This window comes from Nocardia sp. NPDC060255 (assembly GCF_042727395.1).
Lineage (GTDB): Bacteria > Actinomycetota > Actinomycetes > Mycobacteriales > Mycobacteriaceae > Nocardia.
Map to the genome: position 1 here is coordinate 67030 of NZ_JBHXAU010000028.1, position 24363 is coordinate 91392.

At 66.3% G+C, this 24363-nt stretch carries 18 protein-coding genes; 8 read left to right on the plus strand and 10 right to left on the minus strand.

The window, feature by feature from the left end; all coding sequences use genetic code 11:
* Positions 1–157: 157 nt before the first annotated feature.
* Positions 158–862 carry a TetR/AcrR family transcriptional regulator gene (locus ACFWF1_RS36345; RefSeq protein WP_379288608.1) on the minus strand — a complete coding sequence of 235 codons (705 nt, stop codon included), beginning with the start codon at positions 860–862 and terminating at the stop codon, positions 158–160.
* A 232-nt stretch (positions 863–1094) separates the two neighbouring features.
* Between ACFWF1_RS36345 and ACFWF1_RS36350 the strand changes: the two genes are divergently transcribed.
* Positions 1095–2816: a GMC oxidoreductase gene (locus ACFWF1_RS36350; RefSeq protein ID WP_379288606.1), complete on the plus strand. Its 1722-nt coding sequence runs from the start codon at positions 1095–1097 to the stop codon at positions 2814–2816.
* A gap of 168 nt (positions 2817–2984) precedes the next feature.
* The gene (locus ACFWF1_RS36355) at positions 2985–3524 is read left to right on the plus strand and encodes a DUF6058 family natural product biosynthesis protein (protein ID WP_379288604.1); all 540 of its coding nucleotides are present in this window, start codon (positions 2985–2987) and stop codon (positions 3522–3524) included.
* Positions 3525–3646: 122 nt separating this feature from the next.
* Here ACFWF1_RS36355 and ACFWF1_RS36360 read toward each other — a convergent pair whose 3' ends face one another.
* Positions 3647–4339: an aquaporin gene (locus tag ACFWF1_RS36360; RefSeq protein WP_379288602.1), complete on the minus strand. Its 693-nt coding sequence runs from the start codon at positions 4337–4339 to the stop codon at positions 3647–3649.
* 45 nt (positions 4340–4384) lie between these two features.
* On the minus strand, positions 4385–4612 hold the full coding sequence (locus ACFWF1_RS36365) for a hypothetical protein (RefSeq protein WP_379288600.1): 228 nt from the start codon (positions 4610–4612) through the stop codon (positions 4385–4387).
* A gap of 228 nt (positions 4613–4840) precedes the next feature.
* On the opposite strand from ACFWF1_RS36365, the gene ACFWF1_RS36370 reads away from it, so the two are divergent.
* Positions 4841–6400, plus strand: coding sequence for a S10 family peptidase (locus tag ACFWF1_RS36370; RefSeq protein WP_379288599.1), 1560 nt, complete (start codon positions 4841–4843; stop codon positions 6398–6400).
* Positions 6401–6402: 2 nt separating this feature from the next.
* On the opposite strand, the gene ACFWF1_RS36375 is transcribed toward ACFWF1_RS36370, so the two are convergent.
* Positions 6403–7311 (minus strand): helix-turn-helix transcriptional regulator, encoded by a 909-nt coding sequence (locus ACFWF1_RS36375; protein ID WP_379288597.1) that lies wholly within the window; start codon positions 7309–7311, stop codon positions 6403–6405.
* A gap of 215 nt (positions 7312–7526) precedes the next feature.
* On the opposite strand from ACFWF1_RS36375, the gene ACFWF1_RS36380 reads away from it, so the two are divergent.
* Positions 7527–8693 (plus strand): glycosyltransferase 87 family protein, encoded by a 1167-nt coding sequence (locus tag ACFWF1_RS36380; protein WP_379288595.1) that lies wholly within the window; start codon positions 7527–7529, stop codon positions 8691–8693.
* A gap of 89 nt (positions 8694–8782) precedes the next feature.
* On the opposite strand, the gene car is transcribed toward ACFWF1_RS36380, so the two are convergent.
* Positions 8783–12289: a carboxylic acid reductase gene (car, locus tag ACFWF1_RS36385; RefSeq protein ID WP_379288593.1), complete on the minus strand. Its 3507-nt coding sequence runs from the start codon at positions 12287–12289 to the stop codon at positions 8783–8785.
* Between the two features lie 245 nt (positions 12290–12534).
* Here car and ACFWF1_RS36390 point away from each other — a divergent pair, with 245 nt between their 5' ends.
* From ACFWF1_RS36390 to ACFWF1_RS36405, 4 genes are all read left to right on the plus strand, one after another.
* A complete protein-coding gene (locus ACFWF1_RS36390; protein WP_379288591.1) occupies positions 12535–13986 on the plus strand; it encodes an MFS transporter in 1452 nt (483 codons plus the stop codon).
* Between the two features lie 151 nt (positions 13987–14137).
* Positions 14138–15550, plus strand: a complete 1413-nt coding sequence (locus tag ACFWF1_RS36395; protein WP_379288590.1) for a PLP-dependent cysteine synthase family protein — start codon at positions 14138–14140, stop codon at positions 15548–15550.
* Entirely contained in the window at positions 15526–16578 is a 1053-nt protein-coding gene (locus ACFWF1_RS36400) for an LLM class flavin-dependent oxidoreductase (protein ID WP_379288588.1), read from the plus strand. Before ACFWF1_RS36395 ends, ACFWF1_RS36400 begins: the two co-directional genes overlap by 25 nt.
* A 1-nt stretch (position 16579) precedes the next feature.
* The gene (locus ACFWF1_RS36405) at positions 16580–17947 is read left to right on the plus strand and encodes an NtaA/DmoA family FMN-dependent monooxygenase (protein ID WP_379288586.1); all 1368 of its coding nucleotides are present in this window, start codon (positions 16580–16582) and stop codon (positions 17945–17947) included.
* A 93-nt stretch (positions 17948–18040) separates the two neighbouring features.
* Here the strand turns inward: ACFWF1_RS36405 and ACFWF1_RS36410 are convergent, their stop codons facing one another.
* The 5 genes from ACFWF1_RS36410 to ACFWF1_RS36430 form a co-directional block, all read right to left on the minus strand.
* Positions 18041–18526 (minus strand): glutathione peroxidase, encoded by a 486-nt coding sequence (locus ACFWF1_RS36410; RefSeq protein WP_379288585.1) that lies wholly within the window; start codon positions 18524–18526, stop codon positions 18041–18043.
* On the minus strand, positions 18523–19749 hold the full coding sequence (locus tag ACFWF1_RS36415; RefSeq protein ID WP_379288583.1) for a cytochrome P450: 1227 nt from the start codon (positions 19747–19749) through the stop codon (positions 18523–18525). The genes ACFWF1_RS36410 and ACFWF1_RS36415 overlap by 4 nt, the downstream gene beginning before the upstream one ends.
* 35 nt (positions 19750–19784) lie before the next feature.
* The gene (locus tag ACFWF1_RS36420) at positions 19785–21377 is read right to left on the minus strand and encodes a succinic semialdehyde dehydrogenase (RefSeq protein ID WP_379288581.1); all 1593 of its coding nucleotides are present in this window, start codon (positions 21375–21377) and stop codon (positions 19785–19787) included.
* Positions 21378–21487: 110 nt separating this feature from the next.
* On the minus strand, positions 21488–23092 hold the full coding sequence (locus tag ACFWF1_RS36425; RefSeq protein WP_379288579.1) for an acyl-CoA synthetase: 1605 nt from the start codon (positions 23090–23092) through the stop codon (positions 21488–21490).
* 6 nt (positions 23093–23098) lie between these two features.
* Positions 23099–24361 carry a hypothetical protein gene (locus tag ACFWF1_RS36430; protein ID WP_379288577.1) on the minus strand — a complete coding sequence of 421 codons (1263 nt, stop codon included), beginning with the start codon at positions 24359–24361 and terminating at the stop codon, positions 23099–23101.
* Positions 24362–24363 lie beyond the last annotated feature (2 nt).

The window sequence follows — 24363 nt, forward strand, 5'->3', positions numbered from 1 at the left end:
CTCCCTCGGTAACTGTTGCCAGGCTTTAACGTGACCTAAAACAAGGCCGTGGGCCAAGATAACGCCGCGACGATTTGCCTCGGCTCGATTCTCGGTTGCCCACCGCCCCGTCAGGAGCGCACGGGAGTCGGACACTCCCCTGATCGCAGCCGCACGGTCAGGGATTGGGTCGGTAGCCCAGCAGGTCGAGTAGGGCGTCGAGTTGAAGTTCGAAGAGCTCGGCGCGGTCGGCGAAGGTTTCGGCGCCGTACATGTCGAAGACGTCGGCGCTTACCGCGCCGAAGAGGCTGGCCCAGAACGTGACTCCGCGGATGATGAGCCAGTCGGGGATGTCGAGGTGCAGGTCGTTGCGGATTTGGGCGAAATCCGTTGTGAGAGGCGATGTTAGGCTCGGGATCGACGCGGGGACGTGCAGCAGGTTTGACCGGTAGGCGCGGGCGAAGAGGGATTGCAGGGCGATGATCACTCGGGTGCCGGGGGCCATGGTTTGGTCGGCGGGGGCGTCGTAGCCGGGGACCGGGGTGCCGAAAAGCAGGCCGTAGCGGGCGGGTTCGGCGAGGGCCCAGCGGCGGATGGTGCGGGCGAGGATGCGGATTTGTTCGATCGGGTCGTCGGGTGCTTCGGCGAGTGCGGCGTCGACCTCGTCGCCGAGGGCGTTGTAGCCGTCGACGACGAGCAGGGTGAGTAGTTCGTCGCGGCTGCTGACGTAGCGGTAAACGGCCGAGGAGACGACGCCGAGATCACGGGCGACCGCGCGCAGCGAGAGGGCCGCGGCACCGTCGGTGGCCAGATGCTCGCGGCCGATGCGGACAATGTCGGTCATGGTCTGGGCCCTTGCTCGGGCGCGCGGCGTCGTCGGCATGCGTTCACGGTGCAATATTCAGAGAGCGTTGTCAACAACAGAGAGCACTGCTCTTGAAGAAGGTTCTCGCCGCCGAATCAGAACGCTGCCGTCGGCGGGTGCGAACGGCAGTCCTGAGCACGGAAATTCGGGCGACACCGGCACAAGAACGCGTCACCTGCCCTGGTTCGGCGCACAACCTACTGAGTAGTAGTGTTACTCGAGTCACTGGCGACCTATCGAGGAGTTTCCTATGGACCAGAGAGCAACGGATTTCGACGTTCTCATCGTCGGTTCCGGGTTCGGTGGCAGCGTCACCGCGCTGCGTTTGGTCGAGAAGGGCTACAAGGTAGGCGTCCTCGAGGCGGGCCAGCGGTTCGCCGACGACGAACTGCCCAAGACCAGCTGGGAGCTGAAGAAGTTCCTCTGGGCCCCCAAGCTCGGCTGCTACGGCATCCAGCGCATCCACCTGCTGCGCGATGTCCTCATCCTCGGCGGCGCCGGTGTCGGCGGCGGATCGCTGAACTACGCGAACACGCTGTATGTGCCGCCGGAGCCGTTCTTCCGCGACGCGCAGTGGCGCGACATCACCGACTGGCAGACCGAGCTCGCGCCGTACTACGAGCGCGCCCAGAAGATGCTCGGCGTGGTGCGCAACCCGCACATGACCCCGGCCGACGAGGTGTTCAAGCAGGTCGCCGACGACCTCGGTGTCGGCGACACCTTCGTGCAGACCCCGGTCGGCGTGTTCTTCGGTGAACCGGGAAAGACGGTGGCGGACCCGTACTTCGGCGGCGTCGGGCCCGAGCGCACCGGCTGCGTCGAATGCGGTGACTGCATGGTCGGCTGCAAGTTCGGCGCCAAGAACACGCTCGTGAAGAACTACCTCTACCTCGCGGAAAAGGCCGGGGCGCAAGTCATTCCGATGACGACGGTCACCGATCTGCGTCCGCATCCGGACGGCACCTGGGATGTGTCCACCGCGCGCACCGGCGCCTGGGTGCGCAAGCAGCCCAAGACGTATACCGCAGCGAACGTCGTGCTCGCGGCGGGCACCCGGGGCACTCAGCAACTGCTGTTCGCCATGAAAGACAAGGGCGCGCTGCCGGAGCTCTCCGAGCGCCTCGGCCAGCTGACCCGCACCAACTCCGAGTCGATCGTCGGTGCCGCGACCAAAAAGGTCACGCCCGGTGTCGATTTCACCAAGGGCGTGGCGATCACCTCGTCCATCCACCCCACCCCGGACACCCACATCGAGCCGGTCCGCTACGGCAAGGGCTCCAACGCCATGGGCCTGTTGCAGACGCTGATGGTCGACGGCGGCGGTCGCATTCCGCGCTGGCTGCGTTTCCTCGGCCTCGTGCTGCGCCATCCGATGAACCTGTTCAGCTTCCTGAGCACCAAGGACTGGAGCGAGCGCACCATCATCTCGCTGGTCATGCAGCACCTGGACAATTCGATCACCACCTACACCAAGCGCGGACTGTTCGGCCGCAAGCTGACCAGCAAACAGGGCCACGGCGAACCGAATCCGACCTGGATCCCGGTCGGCAACGACGTCACCCGGCGGGTGGCCGCCAAGATCGGCGGCATCTCAGGCGGCAGTTGGGGCGAGATCTTCAACATCCCACTCACCGCCCACTTCCTCGGCGGCGCGGTCATCGGTTCCGATCCTGAGCACGGTGTAATCGACGGCTACCACCGGGTTTTCGGCTATCCGACGCTCAGCGTCGTCGACGGCGCGGCCGTCTCGGCCAACCTCGGCGTGAACCCGTCACTCACCATCACCGCCCAGGCCGAACGCGCCGCCGCCTACTGGCCGAACAAGGGCGAGGTCGACACCCGGCCCCCACTCGGCGCCGCGTACCAGCAGATCGCCCCGGTCGCACCGGTCACCCCCGTGGTGCCCGCAAATGCGCCTGCCGCACTGGTGCTTCCGATCGTGCAGATCACGAAGACGCCCGCCGCAGGCTGACCGTCGCCCATCGGTTCTGCACAGTTCACTGAAGCCCCGACGATCCGGCGGCTAGCATGCCGGGCAGCGGGACGGTCCCGTGCGGGTGACGGAGGGCGAGGCATGGCGGAGGTCGACCTGAGGTGGCAAGTCGCCGAACGGTTTCGCGAGGTCAACGGTGCTCATTCGATGACGGATGCCGACGATGCCTATGTCAGCGCGCAGTTCGTGACGCTCGATGAACTGTGTGCGGCCAAGGGCATCGACGCCGACGAGACCCGCCGGCTGATGCTGGCCCGGCGCTTGCCGCTGCCGGGCTACCTGCGCTCTGATGGTGCCGAGATGGTGCCGCGTGACCTGTTCGCCTTGGTCGACGCGGCGGGCGGCATCGACAGGCTCGAAGCGTGGTTCACCGCCCGCTGGGAAGATCCGGATGCCGGTGCGCGGGAATGGGATTCGTACCTCAGCGGCCAGTACGTCTGCCTCCACGAGGTCAGGCCGACCACGATCCAACGCAAGGATTACCTGACCTCCGCGATCAGCGCGGCACCCAGCGAACCAGACGCCGGTTCGTCGCACTGGCACGAACGCCTGCACGCACTGATCGACGAACTCGACGTCCTGGAACCCGCCTTCACCGCCTACGACCGCCTGCGCTTCCACGGCCCCACATCCCGCGACACCTACATCGACGAGATGCGCACCCGCTTCCCACGCCTCGACCCCTAGGTCGGCTCAACTTGCGGCAGGCAAGATTTCGACCGCGCCCGACGTCATCCCTACCGCAAAGTCTGAACAATGCACGGCTGCGGGCACTTTCGACCCGCAACGCAGGATCCAGCGACCGCCGGCTAGGCGTCGGCCGGGTTGAGTACCCGGAACACCAGGCCTGCCGCGGCGGCGGCCAGTAGCTCGACGATCAGGTAGAGCAGGGTTGATGTGCCGAAGAGGCCCATTGCCATGCCGCCGAGGAGTACGGCCGGGTTGAACGCGCCGCCGGAGATGCCGCCGACCGCGATGGCTCCGGCAGCGACGGTGAAGCCGATGGCCAGGCCGTAGAACGAGTTGTTCGGGTGGTCGGCGCTCGTTGCCACGTTGAGGACGACGTAGGCGAGGGCGAAGGTGAAGACGAGTTCGGCCACGAGGGCGTCGGCCAGGAGGTGGCCCGACGGACTCAGTGCCGGGCCCGATGGCACGCCGACGACGATGCGGACGACCACTGCCGCTACCAGTCCGGCGGCTAGCTGGGTGAGCCAATAGCCAACGGCGGCAAGTGGTTTGATTCGACCACGGACCAGTGCCGCCAATGTCACCGCGGGGTTGTAGTGCGCGCCGGAGATGTGGCCACCCGCATAGACCATGACCATGAGCACCGCGCCGATCGCCAGTGGTGCGAGCGAACTTCCGCTGTGCACCGCCGCGCCGACGGTGAAGACGAGGAAGAACGTGCCGATACCTTCGACGATGAGGTTGCGTGCGATATTCCAACCGGGTGTGTCGAGGGCCTTGGGTGCAGCCGTCTTATCCGGGGTTGAGGTAGTCATACTTCTGTCTCCATTTCCCAACCAGCGATTGCTGTTGTTCAGCAACTACTTGCTCGTGTCGGCGGTGGCCGAGCGCAATTCCCGGGCGCGCACGCGCGCGGCGAACTGGTCGTGTCGGCGCAGCCGCGCATCGGGATCCAGGCAGATCTGCTCGCAGTAGTCCGAGAGGCCCTGCGTCACCATCGGCAATGGACGTCCGCACACCCAGAAGGCGCGGGCTTCGGCGTCGTAGGCGAGGGGAAAACGACAAACGCACTGGGTGTCCGATGCCATGGCTGATCCGATCATGGTCCGCACACGGTGTCGGCAGACACCGCCTAAAGGTTGAAACGTATTGCCCGCCAGGATGGTTCAGCCTGGAACGGTATTCGCGCAACAGTTGCCGACACCGCCGGAATCCGCGACAGCGAGGGCGTTCCGCTACCCGGAACAGCCCGCATCCGGCGGCGCGGACGCTTGTATCGTTGGTAGTAAGCTGTCCACCCTTGGGGAGGGTTTACGATGCGCAATCACTCCGTTTCCGACGACGGTTCGACCACTGGCGATCAGGCGTTCTTCGATCCGGTGGTGTACGGCAACGGCCCGGACGACAACGTCACCGACACCGCCGAAAGCGCGGCCGTCACCCATCACACGATCACCATCGACGGCAACGAGATCCCCTACACGGCGACGGCCGGTCACCTCGTCACGGTCGATCCGAGCAGCTCGCAGCCGAACGCGAAGATGTTCTATGTCGCGTTCACCAAAGACGCACAGCAAGAGGAGACGCGACCGGTCACGTTCTTCTACAACGGCGGTCCTGGTTCCTCGGCGGTGTTCGTGCTGCTCGGTTCGTTCGCGCCACGGCGGATCAAGACCAAGATGCCCGACTTCACCCCGCCCGCACCGTATTCCATGGAGGACAACCCCGACAGCCTCATCGACACCAGCGATTTGGTGTTCGTCAATCCGGTCGGCACGGGCTACTCGGCAGCCGTTGCGCCACACAAGAACCGGGAGTTCTGGGGCGTCGATCAGGACGCGGAGTCGCTGAAGCAGTTCATCAAGCGCTACTTGACGAAGAACAATCGCTGGAACTCGCCGAAATTCCTGTTCGGCGAATCGTATGGCACCGCACGCAGTTGCGTCCTCGCCTATCGGCTGCACGAGGACGGCGTCGATCTGAACGGCATCACCCTGCTGTCGTCGATCCTCGACTACCGGCAGTCGGGCAACCCGATCGGTCTATTGCCGACAGCCGCCGCCGACGCCTGGTACCACAAACGGCTCGGGATCACCCCACCACCGGCCGACCTGGCCGCCTTCCTGGCCGAGGTAGAGCAGTTCGCCACCGGCGACTATCTCACTGCGCTGCAAGCGTTTCCGAAATTCGATCCGGCCGCGCTCGACAAGCTCGCGGCATACACCGGCATCGACAAGATCGTGCTGACCTCGTGGAGCCTCTACATCGGCTGGCCCTTCTTGACGACCCTGCTGCAGGACCGCAACCGCGCGCTCGGCGCGTACGACGGCCGGGTCACCGGGATCGATTCCGGTATCGCGGGCAAGGTCGACCCGAACTCCGGCGGTAACGATCCGACCATGGCGGCCGTCTCCGGCGTCTACACCGCGATGTGGAATTGGTATCTGGAAGAACAGTTGAAGTTCACGTCGGACTCGGCCTTCACCGACCTGAATGATCAGGTGTTCCTCAGCTGGGATTTCAGCCACGTCGACCCGACCGGCGCGAAGCAGGGGCCCGACGCTTTCTACACGGCAGGCGATTTGGCCGCGTTGATGGCGATCAACGTCGACCTGAAGGTCCTGTCGGCCAACGGCTACTACGACTTCGTCACGCCGCAGTTTCAGACGGTCCTCGACTTGCAGCAGATGCCGCTCGACGATCCGACGGTCCGGCAGAACCTGTCCATCCGCTTCTACCAGTCAGGTCACATGGTGTACCTGGACGGAAATTCGCGCACCGCGCTCAAACAGGACCTCGTCAAGCTGTACGACATCGTGACCAGCGACCGTGCGGCGATGAGCCGCATCCTCACCCTGTGGAAGAGCAAGGGCTGAGCTCACACCGCGGCCGCCACCGAGTGATACAGCCGCCGGTGCTCCTCCCAGGGCTCGCGCTGCTCCTCGAGACTCATCGCGAGCAGCCGTCGTAGTTGTGCCCACTGGCTTTCGTCGGTCGGAGTGTAGATCTGCACCCAGGCGCCGGCGACAACAGGCAGGGACATGCTGGTGATGAACATTTCCAGCTCGCCGATGGCCAGGTGGCGGATCTGCTTGATCCGGTTCGACGGGACCGCAACGTCGTTGCGTGCCCACAGCGCGGCGAAGTCGGTGCTCTCGGAGCACATTTCCTCGATGAAATCCTGCCAGCTCGGGTCGTCGAGGTTCTTCGCGTACGCGCCGCGCAGGTAGGCGACCATGCGGCGCAGATCGTCCCAGCTGCTGCGGTAGGTGTTGCAGCAGGGCGGCGTGAGGAACACTCGCCGCGCCACATTGCGCTCGCCTGCCAGGAAGCCCGGGCACAGGGCCGCATAGGAGTCGTTGAACGCCAACACGTCATACCGCGCGCTCAACACCGCCGCGGGCAGTGGCGCCAAATGATCGAGGATGGTCTGCATCTCCTCGGGCAGGGCGCTGCTCGAATGCGGGCTCGGCACGGTCGGCACCTCGGCGAGCCGATAGAGATGACTGCGCTCGGCATCGTCGAGCGCGAGCGTCCTGGCCACCGCCTCGAGCACCTGCACGCTGACGTTGATCTGGCGGCCTTGCTCGAGCCAGGTGTACCAGGTGACCCCGATGCCGGACAGCTGCGCGACCTCCTCGCGTCGCAGCCCGGGCGTGCGGCGGCGCGGGCCGGGTGGCAGCCCGACGTCGTCCGGCGAGATCTTCGCCCGCCGCGACTTCAGGAAGGTTCCCAGCTCCGCGCGACGCGCTTTGCGCACCGCTCGGACGTCCAGCACATCGGTCATCCCCTGATCGTGCCCGAAATCACTAGCGGTATCCAGGTGCTGCTAGTACCCGTTTTACGGCGTCGATCCAGTATCCGAACGCGACCCGAACCTTCGGGGCGTGCCCCGGCTCGAGTTATTCGGTAAGTTGATCACTTGTGCCCAAGTCCCGGATGTTGGAGTTTCCACGCTCGGGCCCAACGCTTTTCATACTGGCCGCAAGTGCCGCTCTGGCGGTGATCCTGCTGTTCACCACGGTCGACCCGTGGCTGGACCGGGCAGGCATCCTGGACGGCGGGCTGGACGTGCACGTGTATCGGGACGGCGCCTGGCGCATCCTGCACGGACAGCCGCTCTATACCGAGCCGACCATCGCTGGGCTCCTGTATACCTACACCCCCTTCTCGACGATCGCCTTCATACCTATCGTGGCGATTCCGTGGCGGTGGGTCGCCGACATCTGGCTGGTGTTGAACCTGCTGGTGCTCTGCGGCTGTGTGTTGTTGAGCTGGCGCATCCTCGGGTACCGCATCAACGCCCAACTCACCGCGGTCAGCGCGTTGCTGGCGATCACCTGCGCGTTCATCGAGCCCGTCCGCACCACGCTGTTCTACGGGCAGATCAATCTGATGCTGATGTTCCTGGTGCTGTGGGACTTCTCCCGCTCCGATCGCAGCACTTTGCGCGGCATCGGCGTCGGACTGGCCGCTGGTATCAAACTCGTTCCGGCCTACTTTGTCGTGCAGTTCCTGGTGTTGCGCCAATGGCGGTCTGCTTGCACCGCGGTGGCGACCTTCGTGGCGTCGATTGTGCTCGCCTGGGTCGTGCTGCCCGCCGACTCCAAGCAGTACTGGACTTCGACGTTCTTCCAGTCCAATCGGATCGCCGACGACATGCATCCGTCCAACCAATCGATCCGCGGTGCGATCGCGCACCTCACCCACCATCCCGCGCCGGTGTGGCTGTGGTTGCTCATCGCGGGTTCGGTCACGCTGGTGAGCCTGGCGATCACCGCGGGTCTGTTCCGGCGCGGCGAACGGCTGCTTGCGGTGACGCTCGCAGGTCTGACCGCGTGCGCGGTGTCTCCGTTTTCCTGGGACCACCACTGGGTGTGGTTCGTTCCGCTGTTCGTTTACCTGGTGCACAAGGCGCAATCCCAGTGGGGTTGGTGGCTCGTCGCCGCAGCACTTTTCGCCTCGATCGGCGCGTGGACGTGGGAGTACGACCCGAACTATGTGGTCGTCGGACTGTTCCTGTTCCCGCCGTGGTGGCCGGGTGCGCAGATTCTGATCAACAGCTTCGTCATCGTGTACGCCATCGTGCTCATCAGCTCAGGCCTGGTCCTGCTTCGACTCCACCGCCACGATGCCGAGACCCGCGACGAGGTGTGCGCACCGGCATGACCATGCCGCCGGAAGCCATGCTCGAGACGGCAGCGGCGAAACGGGCAGATCGTGCCCGTCTCGCCGCTGCTGTTGTCCTGCTGAGGAAATCAGAGCAGGTGTAGCAGTTCCAGGTCGCTGACGTACTTGTCGATCAGCGCCTCCGTCAAATGCGGAATGTCCTTGTCCGCGCCGATGTTCGCGGCCTGCACGGCCGCCTGGAACCTCTTGGCGGGCAGGACGGAGCCGCGGATGGCGGGGCGTTGGCTGCGGTAGGCATCGAGTAGCGGCAAGACCGAGGCCTGGCGCTGTTTTTCGGGCAGGCCGCGGATGGCGGTCTCGAAACGGGTGAACCAGTCGTCGTAGTCGGCGACGCGCTGGATCGGCCTGCCGGATTCGATGAGCCAGTCGACGAACTCGTCCAGGGAGATGCCGTCGTCGTGCGGGTTGAGCACGTCGTAGGTTTGAAAGCCGCCGGTGGCCTGGGTGCCGAGGGTGGTGATCGCCTCGGCGGTGAAATCGGCGGGGAGACCGTCGTAGTGGGCCCGCTGGCGTTTTCCGTCGGCATCGGTTCGGTAGAACGAATACGGTGCGATGCCGGTGGCGACGAGGCTGAGGATCAGCCGGGTGAACACGTCGGGCACGTTGAGCTGGCCGGCGTAACGGCGGTCGGCGAGGATCATGTCCGAACGGAACACCGCGACCGGCAGGCCGCACAGATCGTGCGCTTCCCGCAGCAGGACCTCGCCCGCCCACTTGCTGTTGCCGTAGCCGTTGGCGTAACCCTCGCGCACGGCCCGCACCGCACTCATCTCGCGGATGTCGGCGTCCTCCTGGAACGCCGCGAGCTCGACCTGATCGGCCACCGCGACGGTGGACAGGTAGGTGACGGGCTTGCGCCGCGAGGTGATCGCCAGGCGGATGATTTCGGCGGTACCAACGACATTCGGGCCGAACATCTGACGGTACGGCAGCACGTGATTGACCAGCGCGGCCGGATGGATGATCAGGTCGACGGTGTCGGCCAGCCGCTGCCAGGTCGGTTCGTCCAGACCGAGATCCGGGTCGCCGATGTCGCCGGCGAGCACCTCGAGGTTCCGGGCGGCCAGTTCTTGATAGTGCGTGACGAGTTTCGGATCGCCGCTGTCGAAGGCCGCGTCGAGCCGTTTCCGGGCCGCCGCCGCGTCACTGCCGCGCACGATGCAGATCAGCTTGCCGCCCGACTTGTCCAGTCGCTCCAGCCATTCCAGGCACAGGAAGCGACCGAGGTAACCGTTCGCGCCGGTCAACAGGACCGTCTGGGCGGGAACCGGTGCATGCGGAAGCGTGTCGGCGGCCGCCAGGGTTCGGGCATCGATGAACTTGTCCAGCGTGAGATCGGCGGCCAGGATCTCCGGCCCACCACCGTGCACCGAGGCGAACGTGGGCCGCTTCGCGCCCGAATCACGTTCCGTCTCGATATATTTCGCGATCTCCCGGAGGTTGTTCGCCGGGCTGATGATGACACCGACCGGCACCTCGACGCCGAAGGTCTCGTTGAGCAGGTTCGAAAACGACAGCGCCGACAGCGAATCGCCGCCCAGATCGGTGAAGTGCGCGTCGGGGCGCAACTCGGTGGCGGCGATGCCGAGCAAGGCTCGGGCCGCATGGCCGACCGTCTCGAGCACCGGCCGTCGACCGGCTTCCCGGCGCAGCTCCAGCATCTCGTCGCTCTGCCGCGCCTCGTGATCGGTGTAGATCTGCTCGAGCCGCTCCCCGTAGCGTTCCTTCAGCTTGGGGCGCAACAGCTTCGCGATGCCGGAGAGCAGGCCGTTCTCCATCGTGAACTGCTCGGTCTCGATGAGGAATTCGCGGGGCACCTCGTAGGACTGCAGATCGGCGTCCTTGGCCAGCTGCTGAATCGACTCCGCCAGTGCCGATTTCAAGGCGTCGGCGGCGTAGTCGCGCAGCGCGGCGTCGGTGGGCACGATCACCGCGACCAGGTAGGCGCGTTCGCTGCTGCCGTAGATGTAGATCTGCCGAATCAACGGGCTGGTGGCGTACACCGCCTCGAGGTGGGCGACGGTCACGAACTCGCCCTGCGACAGTTTGAGCACGTTGTTGCGGCGATCGACGTACACCAGCTCATCGGGCCCGAGCTCGGCCACGATGTCGCCGGTCTTGTAGAAGCCGTCCTCGTCGAAGATCTCGGCGGTGACCTCGGGGCGCTTGTAATACCCCGGAATCTGGGTCGACGCCTTGACCAGCAGCTCACCCCGCGGATGCGGCTGATCGGTACCGAAGTAGCCGAGCTCGGGCACGTCGACGAGCTTGTAATCGGTGATCGGCGGCCGCTGGATCCGGTTGTCCATGATGATGCCCGCACCTGCCTCGGTCGAGCCGTACCCATCGTGCAGTTGCAGGTCGAGCACCGACTCCATGAAGGCCCGCATCTCCGCGGACAGCGGCGCGCTGCCGACGATCGCGCCGAACAGGCGTCCGCCCAGGAAGTCCTGCCGCAGTTCGGTTTTCACCTCGTCATCGAGCGCAGCGGTGTCCACCCCGGCCACCGAGCGCCGGTCCATCTCGCTGCGATAGCGCTGAAAGATCATGTCGCACAAGCGCGGCACGAAGAATATCTCGGTCGGCCGGACCAGCGCGATGTCCTCGAACAGCGTCGACATGTCGCTCTTCGCCGCGAAATACGCGGTGCCGCCGCGGGCGAGCACGCCGATCATCGACAGGCGGCCTGCGATGTGACTCATCGGCATGTAGTTGAGGTTGATCCCGACCCCGACGGCCAAGCCCTGCCACATCACCCGGGTCAGCCGCTCGGTGTACATCGCGCCTTTCGGCGTGCCCGTGCTGCCCGAGGTGTAGATGAGCAGTGCGAGCGGGTCGTCCTCGTCGGCGGGGACGAACAGCGGCGCTTGCGGCTGTGCGCTGCCGCGCTCGAGTAGGTCGTCGAGCGTTTCGACGATCACCGAACTGTCCGCGTCGGCCAGACGCCGCCGGGCATCGTCGAATGCGGCGCGCTGCGCGTGGTCTCCGGGGTGGTAGTCGAACACGAGTAGTCGCTCCGGCGAGGTGCCCGCGAGCAGACAGTCGACGGCCGTCGCGAGGTAGTCCGGTGTCGCGGCCAGCAGCCGGGGCGCGGTTTCGGTGAGGATCGCGGTCAGCTGGGATACCGCCGCGCTGGCCTGCAACGGCACGGTGACCGCGCCGAGGTGGACGGTGGCCAGATCGAGCGTCGTGTAGTCGATGCTGGTGAAGCCGAGCAGGGCGATGAAATCACCAGGTTGCAAAGGCTTTTCGGGATCGCGCTGCCACGCCGTGGAGACCGCGCCGACCCGCTGCCACAGTTCGCCGTAGGTGATGGTCTCGAGTCTGGGCAGCAGCCGCACCACCCTGGCGCCGGTCGCGTCATCGGTAGCCAGTTCGAAGGCCCGCTGACCGAGGGCGGGACGGTCGGCATAGCCCCGCATCACCGTGTCGACGACCTGCGCCACCCGCAACCCGGGTTCGCGCGCCGCCGCGGAGACCGCGTCCAGCGGCCGCGCCGCCTTGACCTGTTCATCGTCGGCGAACAACTGCGCGATTCGGCTCTTCAGCCGCTCGTCCCGTGTACCTACCGCCATGGCAAATCTCCCTCGCTGAGAAAGTTAGAAACGCCCTGCAACATTTCAAACAGGTTAGCCTGTCTAAGTATTTCGAGAAAGGGCGTGCTCTAGCGACGAAAATGGTGGTATCCGCCACACCTGACAGGAATAATATGCCGTATAGCGGACATTCCTCGCGTTCCGCGCTCGCTTATCCAGGTGTTGCCGGTACCAGTTTTAATGGGCTCCTGTTACTGGTGTCGGACAGCCCGCAAGATCAGTGCATGACGCAGATCTTGTCGCCGGATTCGGCAGCCGCACAGCCGGTTACCGCGCCCCCGGCAGCTCCACCCGCCGCGTACGGCGCGCGGCGCACCCTTGCCATCCTCGCAGTGATTCTCACCGGTCAGTTCATGGCCGTGCTCGACGCCTCCATCGTCAATGTCGCGATTCCCTCGATTCGCAGTTCCCTGCACACCTCCGGCGCGGCTTTGCAGCTGATCGTGGCCGGTTATGTCATCGCCTACGCCGTTTTGCTGGTGACCGGCGCCCGGCTCGGCGACCGATTCAGTCAGCGCCGGATGTTCATCGCCGGCCTGGCGCTGTTCACGCTCGCCTCGCTGGTCTGCGGGCTGGCCTGGAACGAAATATCGCTCATCGTGTTCCGCTTCGCCCAGGGTGTCGGCGCGGCGGCGATGGTGCCGCAGATCATGACGCTCATCCAGCGCAACTTCACCGGCAACGCGCGGGCGAAGGCGCTCAGCGTGTACTCCGCGATCATCTCCGGCGGCATGGTCGCCGGGCAGGTGCTCGGCGGGCTCATCGTCAGCGCCGACATCGGCGGCAGCAGCTGGCGCGGGGTGTTCCTGGTCAATGTGCGGATCGGTCTCGCGCTGCTCGTGATCGCGCCGCGGGTGCTGCCCAAGGTGACCCAGCGTTTCGATCGCAAGCTCGACCTCGCCGGGCTCACCATGCTCACCGCGGCGGTACTGGCCCTGGTGCTTCCGCTGGTGCTCGGCCGGGAGCTGAACTGGCCGGTGTGGTCCTGGATTTCGCTGGGCGCCTGCGTGATCGCCTTCGCGGCGTTCCTCGGAATCGAGCGGGCGGTCGCGGCGCGCGACGGTGAGCCGTTGTTCTCGCACCGGGTGCTCGCCGCGCCGGGACTGCTGCTCACCGCGGCGACCCTGTTCGTGGTGATGGCGACGTTCGGTGGCTGGATGTTCGTGATGGCCATCCATCTGCAGAGCACGCTCGGTTACAGCGCACTGCACGCCGGGCTGATGTTCATCCCGTTGGGCGTGACGTTCGCGATCGCGGGCATGAACTGGGAGCGCATTCCACATCGGTTCCACGCCACGATGATTCCGCTCGGACTGGTGCTGGCCGCCGCGAGCATGGTCACGATCGGTGCGCTGCTGCGCGACGGTGCCGACGTGGGCCCGCTCGCACTGGTGCTGCTCGCGCTCTGCGGTGTCGGCAACGGGCTCGCGTTCAGCCCGCTGATGACGCGGACGCTGGCCAAGGTGCCGATGAGTCTGGCGGCGGATGCCAGCGGAATCCTGGTGACGAATGTGCAGCTCGGCATCGTGGTCGGTATCGCCTCGTTCGGCACGTTGTTCCTCGGTCTGGCGGGTAGTACGGCGCTGTCCGCGTCGCACGCGCTGGGCGGCACCGCCATCGCGGAAGGGGTGACGGTGCTGGTCGCGGCGGGTCTGTCGGCCCGCGCGGCGCGATAGCGGCACCACACTGATCCCGGGTCACCTGGTGGCCCGGGATCAGCGCTGTGTGGGTGGCTTCGAATCAGCGCGACGCAAACCGTCGCGCCCGGCCGCAATGGATCGCATGCTGAAGAGGGCTGCTTCGCCAGTCGGACAGAAAGGTGTCGAGATGCCAGTCGGGCGAACCGGTCTCGTTGCCGCGCCGCAAGTATTCGAGTCCGTGGTCGACGCGATCGGGCACACGCCGCTGGTTCGATTGAATCGGGTGACGGCCGTCGGCGGTGCCGCGGTGTACGCGAAGCTCGAATCCACCAATCCCGGTGGCAGCGTGAAGGATCGGATCGCGTTGTCGATGGTGCGGGCGGCCGAGGCGAGCGGTGCGCTGCGGCCCGGCGGCACGATTGTCGAAGGGACGTCGGGCAATACCGGGATCGGGCTCGCGTTGGTCGCGGCGGGGCTGGGGTATCGGACCGTGGTTGTGGTGCCGGACAAGACGAGTCGGGAGAAGATCGCGATTCTGCGGGCCTTGGGGGCGGAGGTTCGGGTGACGCCGGGTGGTCGGCCCACTCATCACCCTGAGCACGTGCGCAACCTCGCCGCGCGGATCGCGGCGGAGACGCCCGGTGGGTGGCTGGCCGGGCAGTACGACAATCCGGCGAATCCTGAGGCGCACTATCGCACGACCGGTCCGGAGATCTGGGAGCAGACCGGTGGGCGCGTCACGCATTTCGTGGCGGGTATCGGTACCGGCGGGACGGTGAGCGGCACGGGCCGCTTCCTCAGTGAGGTGTCGGAAGGTCGCGTTCAGGTTGTCGGCGCGGACCCGGAGCATTCGGTGTACGGCGGTGGGGACGGGCGGGCGTATTACGTCGAGGCGGTCGGCCACTTCCGGCATCCGGAGACCGTCGAGGACGACTGGCCGCAGTCGTATGACCCGGAGGTGGTGTCGCGGATCGAAAGGGTCGGCGATGCAGAGGCTTTCGCGGTGATCGCGCGGCTGGCGCGGGAGGAAGGACTGCTGGTCGGTGGGTCGGCCGGGGTTTCCGTGGCGGCGGCGCTGCGAGTGGCCGCCGAGCTGTCGCCGGACGACGTAGTGGTGGTGATCGTGCCGGATTCCGGGCGTTCCTATCTGAGTAAGTATTTCGATGAGGACTGGGTCGGCAGGCTCGGCTTCGATATCGGGGCAGCGGCTGACGAGACAGTTGGCGCCGAGAGCTATTCCGGCACTGTCGGATTCGTTCCGTCAACGGCATCTGTCGCGGAGGCACTCGAAATACTCCATGACGCAACCACTCTGCCTGTCGTGCTCGCCCGGCCCGGCTCGACCGAGGTAGTCGTCGCCGAGATCCTCGGTGCCGCAGCGTTGTCCACGTTGACCACGGCACCGCGGGACGATGCCGTCACCGCACACCTCGATCCCCCACTCCCCGTCGTCGGCGTCCGCGAAACCCGCACGGCCGCCGCCGCTCGGCTGGCCGACGACCCGCGGCCCGCTCTCCTCGCCGACAACGGCGTCATCACCGCAATTCTCGATCGCAGCATGGAAGAAGGTGTCGAATGGGCGTTTTCGCGCTCGGCATAGAACTCGACGGCGAAGGCTTCCATCCGGAGGCCTGGCGCCGCGCCACCCACACGCCGGACCGCCTGCTCACCGGCGATACCCTGCGCACCCGGGTCGCCACGGCCGAGAACGCGGGCTTCACGCTCGTCACCTTCGCCGACTCGATCCTGCCGCCGGAGTCGGTGGCCGGTCGCATCGACGCGGTCACCCGCGCCTCGTTCGTCGCGGCGACCACCAGCACCATCGGCCTGGTCCCGACGGTCGCCACCACCTACGCCGAGCCGTTCCACACCTCCTCGCAGATCGCGACGCTCGACTACGCGTCCCGCGGCAGGGCCGGGTGGATCGCCGAACGGATCGACGACCCGCGGGCCGCGGCGACCTGGGGACGCGCGCAGGTCACCGGCGACCGACTCGACCGGGAGCAAGACGATTCCATCGAGGTCGCCAGCCGCCTCTGGGACTCGTGGGAGGACGACGCGGTGATCCGCGACTACCCCAACGGCCGGTTCCTGGACCGGAACAAGTTGCACTACATCGACTTTCGTGGCGCCTCGTTCTCGGTGAAGGGCCCGTCGATCGTGCCGCGCCCACCGCAGGGACAGCCGGTGGTGTTCGGTGCCGACGGGGAGGTCGATGTCCGGCTGGTCGCGGCGGACTCGGTCGCGGCCGCTATCGAATCGGCCGAACACGCGCGGGCTTGCCTCACCTTCGCCGAAATCGACGTCACGCTGGACACACCCGGCGCGACGGCCGTCGAACGGCTCGGTGCGGCACCCTCGAACTCCCCTGCCCGCCTTGCCTTTTCCGGTTCCGCGGCAGAGCTCGTCGACCTACTGACTCATCTCAGCACTCACCTGGACGGCGTGCGCCTGCATCCCGCCGTCATCGACGAGGACCTGCCGGTGCTCGCCCGCGAGGTGCTGCCCGCGCTGCTGCGCACCGGCGTCGCCCACCGCCCGGTGCCGGGTTCGACGTTGCGCGCCAACCTCGGCCTGCCCCGCCCCGCCAATCGCTATGCCGCGTCGAACCGGCCGATAGGAGCCTGACATGACAGACGATCCACGTCCGGACGCCCAGGTCCATTTCGGTGTGTTCTTCCAGGGCGTCAACCACACCACCATCTGGTCCGATCCGAGCAGCGGCTCACAGATCGATTTCGAGACCTTCCGCCACGTCGCGCAGACCGCCGAGCGCGGGCTGTTCGACGCGTTCTTCCTCGGCGAGGGCCTGCGGTTGCGCGAGCAGGACGGCAAGATCCTCGAACTCGACATCGCGGGCCGACCCGATGCGATCGCCCAACTCGCCGCGCTGGCGGGCGTCACCCGGCACATCGGCCTGGTCGCCACTCAGAACACCACCTACAACGAGCCCGCCGACCTGGCCCGCCGCCTCAGCGGCCTGGACCTGATCTCCGGCGGCCGGGCCGGCTGGAACGCCGTCACCACCGACAACGCCTGGACCGGTGAAAACTTCCGTCGCGGTGGCTATTTGGATCATGCCCTGCGCTATGAGCGGGCCGGTGAGTTCCTCGCCATCGCCCGCGCGATCTGGGATTCCTGGCGGGACGGCGCCATCGCCACCTCCCAGCAGAGCCCGTCCTGGGCCAGCGAGGACGCGATCCGTCCGGTCGAAAGATCCAACGACCACTTCCAGGTGCGGATCACCCCGACGCTGCCCCGCAGCGCCCAGGGCCATCCCGTCATCTTCCAGGCCGGTGACTCGCCCACCGGCCGCGATTTCGCCGCGGCCAACGCCGACGTCATCTTCTCCAGGCACGGAACACATTTCGACGACGCCCTCGCCTTCGCCACCGACATCCGCGCCCGCCTGCGCGCCGCGGGCCGACCCGAGGACGACATCAAGATCCTGCCCGGCACCCAGATCGTGTTGGCGGAGAAGGAATCCGAGGTCGAGGAGAAGGTCCGCTGGGTCAAGAACGGCCAATACACCGGCCAGACCGCGCTTTCCCTGGCCGGTCAGGTGTGGGGCCGCGACCTGTCCCACCTCGACCCCGACGGCCCCCTCCCGAAGGAAGACCCCGAACACCGCCCCATCTCCGAAACCCGCGGCGCACCCCGCCACGGCCAGGACCCGCAGTCCATCGCCCGCGAATGGCGCGCCCGCGCCGAGGCCGAAAACCTCTCGCTCCGTGAAACAGTCATCGCCACCACCGAACGCTCCGGCTTCGCAGGCACCCCCGCCCAGGTGGCCGACGAACTGGCCCGCTGGGTCCGCCAGGGCGCAGTAGACGGCTTCAACATCTCCCCCTACCTGATCCCCACCGGCCTCGACGAAATCGTCGACTGGCTCGTCCCCGAACTCCAAGAACGAGGCGTCTACCGCACCGAATACACCGGCACCACCCTCCGCCACCACCTAGGCCTCCGCGCCCCCCTCACCCACCGCAGGGAGTGAGCGAAAATCCGCACCCTATCTCGGGATCGGCACTAGGAATAGGGCCCTAGAGTCAGTGCAGATCCCGAGTTAAGGTGCGGATTCTGTTTGTGGTCAGAGTAGGGATTCGATGGCTGTGACGAGGGCTGCCGCGTCGGGGGTGACGGTGGGGCGGAAGCGCCCGGCCACCTTGCCGTCGCGGTCGATCAGGAACTTTTCGAAGTTCCATTGGACGTCGCCTGCGGTGCCGTCGGCATCCGCAGTTTCGGTGAGGGATTCATACAGTGGGTGTTGGTTTTCGCCGTTGACGTCGGTCTTCTCCAGGAGGGGGAAGTCGACGCCGTAGGTGGTCGAGCAGAATTCCTGGATTTCCTCGGCGGTGCCGGGCTCCTGGCCCATGAACTGGTTGCTCGGGACGCCGACCACGCTGAAACCGCGGGGGCCGTAGGACTTCTGCAATTCGACGAGCCCGGTGTACTGCGGTGTCAGGCCGCATTTGGAGGCCACGTTGACCAGCAGCACTACCTTGTCGCCAACCAGCTCGGACAGCGTCGCGGATTCGCCGCTCAGTGTCTGCAGCGGTACGTCTCGAAGATTCATTCGTATCGGACCTGCCAATTCTTGATTCCGTTGATCCACCCCGATCGCAACCGTACCGGATCGGCCACCTGAGTGATCTTGGGCATGGCGTCGGCGATGGCGTTGAACATGAGGTCGATTTCCAGGCGGGCCAGGTTCGCGCCGACACAGTAGTGTGCGCCGGTGCCGCCGAAACCGACATGGGGATTGGGGTCGCGCAGGATGTCGAAGGTGAACGGATCGGCGAACGCGTCCTCGTCGAAGTTGGCCGAACCGTAGAACAGGCCGACCCGCTCGCCCTGCCGGATCGGCGTGCCACCGATCTCGGTATCGGCGGTGGCGGTGCGCTGGAAGGCCGTCACCGGCGTGGCCCACCGGACGATCTCGTCGGGCGCGGTGCGCGGGCGCCGCTGCTGATACAGCTCCCACTGCTCCGGATTGTCCACGAATGCCTTCATGCCGTGCGTGATGGCATTGCGTGTTGTTTCGTTGCCCGCCACCGAAAGCAGGATGACGAAGAACCCGAATTCGTCCGACCCGAGCGACTCGCCGTCGACGTCGGCATGCACGAGTTCGGACACGATGTCTCCCGCCGGGGCACCGCGCCGCTGCTCGGCCATGTTCCAGGCATAACCGAGGATTTCGGCGGAGGCGAGCGCGGGATCACCGTAATCCGGGTCGTCGTAGCTGAGCATCTGATTCGACCAGTCGAACAGCTTGCGCCGGTCGGCCTGCGGCACGCCGATCAGTTCGGCGATCGCCTGCAACGGCAACTCACACGCGACCTGTTCGACGAAATTTCCGCCACCCGATTTTTTCGCTTCGTGCACAATGGCATGCGCGCGTTCGGTCAATGCCACGCGCAGTCCCTCGACCGCGCGCGGCGTGAAGCCCTTCGTGATGATCTTGCGGAATTTGGAGTGCTTCGGCGGGTCCATGTTCACCAGCAGCACGCTCGCCGCCGCCGACTGCTCCGGCGTGGTGGCGTCGGACGGCCGGATGATCGAGCCTTTCCGCTCGGACGAGAACAGTTCCGAGTTGCGCGAGATCTCCTTGACGTCATCGAGTGTGCTCACCACCCAGTAGCCGCCGTCGCGGAACCCGCCGGAGTGGTCATCGGCCTGCGGGTTCCACCAGACCGGCGCGGTCCGGCGCAGCATCGCGAATTCCTCGATGGGCCTTCGCGTTTCCCAGAGCGCCGGATCGGTGAAGTCGAATCCGGCCGGCAACGACGGTGTCGCCACGGCTACCTCCTCAGGTGGGTACTGCGAACCGCGCCTCAGCGCAGTCTTGTTCGACGCATCAGCCGCAAGGACATCAGCGTGATCTTCAATTGCTTCTCATACGGCTGCCCCGAGCGGGCCGACATCACCTGGCGCTTGAGCACGCCGACGTTCACCGTGTCGGTGTACTTGAGCAGTCCCTGATCGCCGTGCCGCGTCCCGACGCCGGACTGCTTCACCCCGCCGGACGGCGTGCCCTTGGCCGCGTAGGTCGCCACGAACCCGTCGTTGATGTTGATGTTGCCCGCTTGCAGCTGGGCGGCGATGCGGTTGGCGTGGGCCAGGTCCCGGCTCCACACGCTGGCGTTCAGGCCGTAGTCGGTGTCGTTGGCGAGCCGGATGGCTGCTTGCTCGTCGTCGAACGGGTAGACGCTCACCACCGGTCCGAAGGTCTCCAGGGTCGCGTGCGTCATCTCGGGAGTGACGCCGGTCAGCACGGTCGCCTCGTAGAACGCGGGACCGATGTCGGGGCGCACCTTGCCGCCGGTCAGCACGGTGGCACCCTTGGCGCGGGCGTCATCGACGTGCGCGGCGACCCGATCCCGGTGCTGGACCGACACCAGTGAACCGAATTCCGGCGCGTAGTCGTAGGCCGCGCCGATCTTGGTGTTCAATTCGTCAGCGGCAGCGACCAATCCACGCGTGAACTCGTCGAAGTGGCTGCGATGTACGTAGATCCGCTCGATGTGCATGCACGCCTGCCCCGAGTTGGCGAACACCGCGAACGCCGCGCCGGCGATCGCGTCGTCCAGGTTCGCGTCCGCCAGCACGAGCATCGGGTTCTTGCCGCCGAGTTCCAGACTGCAGCTGATCAGGTTGCGCCCGGCCTGTTCGCCGACCACGCGGCCGGTGGCGGTCGAGCCGGTGAACATGACGAACTCCACGTTGTCGATCAGGCTCGGCCCGATATCGGGGCCCTCCCCGCACACGACCTGCACCAGCCCGCGCGGCAACTCTGCCCGGTGCAGCAGTTCGACCCCGTAGAGGACACACAGCGCGGTCTTGTTGTCCGGCTTGAGGATTACGCCGTTGCCCGCCATCAGTGCGGGCATCGCGTCGGACAGCGCGATCGCGAACGGGAAGTTCCACGGCGCGATCACCGCGACCAGGCCCTTGGGCCGGTGTTCCTCGGTCGAGGTGGTCACGATCGGCATCGGACCGCCGCGGCGCTTCGAACGCAGCACGCGGCGCGCGGTTTTCAGGTAGTGGCTGATGACCATCGGCACGTCGCACGATTCCTCCACGGCCATCCGGCGGGTCTTGCCGCAGCCGATCTGGATGAGATCGGCGATGGTCTCGACCTCGGTGAGGATCAATTCGTGCATCCGCTCGAAAACTCGCAACCGCTGCCGCAGCGGCAGCGCGGCCCACTCCTGTTGTGCCGCACGGGCAGTCGCGGCAGCGGCGACGACGTCGTCCGGCGTGGACTGCGGGAGGGCACCGACCGGAGCGCCGGTGTAGACCTCCGTCATCGAGTACGGTGCGGCGGTACCGTCGGCGGCGATCAGACCGGTCAGCCGGTCGATCAGCGCTCCGGTGATCCGGGCAGGCAGCGCGGCCGTTGGACTCTTCGTGGTCTCTGTACTCATCAGGAATTCTCCATGACGTGCGGAATCGCCGCAGGTATCGGGCCGGGTGCTCGATTCGAATTAGAACACGTTCCTATTGCGTGGCGTGGGCGTTCGCGCAGTCTCATGGATCAGCCCGCCTGATAGTCCGGCGCGCGCCGCGTCGTGTAGTCCTTGGCCCAGCGATAGTCCGGCTTGCCGCTGGGGGCTCGGGCGATCACATCGGCCAGCCAGATCTGTTTGGGCACCTTGTAACCCGCGAGATGCTTGCGCACGTGGCTGTCCAACGCCGCGAAATCGACGGGTTCGGCGACCGAGACCACGGCGGCGACCTGCCAGCCCCACCGCTCGTGCGGGACACCGACCACCACGGCGTCGTAGATCCCATCGTGCGCCTTCACCACGCCCTCGACCTCTTCGACGAACACCTTCTCGCCACCGGTATTGACGACCATGTTGCCGCGACCGAGCAGGGTGACCGACCCGTCCTGCTCGATCCGTGCCCGATCGTCGGTGACCACGATGCGGACACCATCGACGGTCTTGAACAGCTTGTCGGTCTTGACCGGGTCCTTGTAGTAGCCGAGCGGGACCGACCCGCTCTTCGCCAGCCACCCTTCCTCGCCCGGCTGGACCGGCCGCCCATCGTCGTCCACCACGATCGAACCCCGCCCGATCCGAACTCGCGGCCCCTGAGCGGGATTGTCGTCCTTCTGCGCGAAACCTATTCCGCCGAAACCGGTTTCCGACGAGCCGATCGAGTCGGTGACGACCACCGACGGAAACAGCTCCAGCAGTTCGTTCTTCACCGGCTGCGACAGCAGCGCGGCACCCGAGCCGATGGCGAGCAGCCCCGATGCGTCGACCGGTGCGGCACGGTAGGCATCGAGTAGCGGCCGCGCCATAGCGTCACCGGTGATGACCATGACCTGCGGGCGGTGCCGAACGACCCGCTGCCACACTCGATTCGCATCGAATCGGGGCTCGAACAGCACGGCGTTGCCCGACCACAGCGCGGCGAAGGTCGGCATCATCGCGGCGGCGTGGATCAGCGGCGGCAGCACGAACCACATGCTCTGCTCCCGTTGCGCGCCGACGCGGGACTGCTCGTATTCGTCGGCCACCGGCACCCCGGTATAGAAGTCGATGCCGCCGCCGAGCACCCGCCACATGTCTTCCTGACGCCACATCACGCCCTTGGGCAGTCCCGTTGTGCCGCCGGTGTACATCATGAACAGGTCGTCGGCGCTGCGCTGCGGGAAATCGCGCTCGGTGGAACCGGCGGCGAGCGCGTCCTCGTAGTGCACGGCGTCGACCGGCGGGTCCGTGTCGGCGGTGTCGTCGGGCACCACGATCCGGTGATGCAGCGACCACACCTCTGCCGCGGCCTCGTGCACCGCCGGCGCGTAGGAGGCGTGGTAGATCAGCGCCCGCAGGTCCGCATTGCGATAGACGTAGCGCAGTTCCTCGACGCCGTAGCGATAGTTGATGTTGATGGGAACGGCTCGAACCTTGAAGCAGGCGAGCAGCGTCTCCATCGTCTCGATGCCGTTGTGCATCTGAAACCCGATATGGGTGCCCTGGCGGATCCCCGCGGCCATCAGGTGCGCGGCCAGCCGATTCGCGCGCGCGTCGAGCTGCGCGAAGGTCAGGCGGCGGTCGCCTTCGAGCAGGGCCACGCGGTCGGGCATCGCGTCGGCCGAATGCTCGAACAGGTCGGCGAAGTTACGTGCCACGGCAATTCACTCTCTCGATACTTCGCACACCACCGTCAGCGGCAGCGGGATGCCGCGGTCGGTGAAGGCAAAAGCTGCCCCGGTGCTGAATCGGGTCAGCGCGACCTCGGTCGACTCGCGGAAGGGTTGATCCGCGCGCGCGATCTCGATGGTCAGCGCACGGTCGGTGGAATCGACTGTCCGCGCGACGAATCGGGGGTTCACCGCGCGGGCCATCGCGTCGATGGGCGCGAGGTGATCGGCATCGACCATCGCGGGCCAGGAACCGTCCGCATCGGCACCGGTGTCGCGTGGAATCGTCAGGCGGACGGTTTCATCGGCGCTGACAACACTGATGCTCGTGTACGCCAAGGGATTCCACGCCGGATGCAGGCGCAGCACTGTGGCCAGCGCGGCCGTGTCATCGCCGAGCATCAGTGCCCGGCGCAGTCGTTCGGCGGTGAGCCCGGCGATGCCCGCGAATTGCTTGCGGCCCAGCTCGATCGCCGCGGTCGGGTCGAGCCTGGAGCGCACCGCGATCAGAAACCCGAGCGTCAGTAGATGATGTTGCAGGCACACCTCGTCCGCCATCCGCACCAGCGCCGACTTCGAGAAGTCCGCGAAGCGAAGGTCACTCAGCAACGGGCCCGAATAGTCGGACTGGCCTTCATCCGCGGGATCGACGTCGGCGAGCGCCAACCGTGCCGCCGCCGTAGTCGTGATCTGGTCGGCGTGCTGCGGAACGGGCGGCGGTACGTGCGCCGCGTCGATGGTGACCGTCCACGCGCACATCGGCTTCCGGTCCGCCGGACGCCGCGGCGGGCGATGAATCGGGCGAACCCGCGCGTGCGGGTTGGTGGCCAGCGCGGTGGCGTCGAAGGTCGGATCCTCGATGTCGTGGCACATCGCCAGCACGAACTCGTCCCCCATCGGCTCCACGTCGAGTAGCGCGCCGCAATGGTCGAGCCAGAACTCGCCGTGGTCTCGATCGTCGACGCGGAACCGGAAATCCATGAATTGCGGTGGGGCACCGATATCCAGCTGCAAACCCTTGAAGATGGTGACCACATCGTCGCCGGTGAACCCGAACGCCCGTTGCATGCGCCGGGTGTAGACCGGACTGGCCAGCTGCCACTCCTCGATCGCGACGGCGGTCATCCCGGTCCGGCCGAACGCCGCGATGGTGTGTGCCATGCCGGACCGGTCGATCAGATGCCCACAGAGCAGCAGTTCGGGCAACAGGGTGGCGAGCTGTGCCCGCGACAGCTGCTCGAAGTTGCTCCCCGACATCG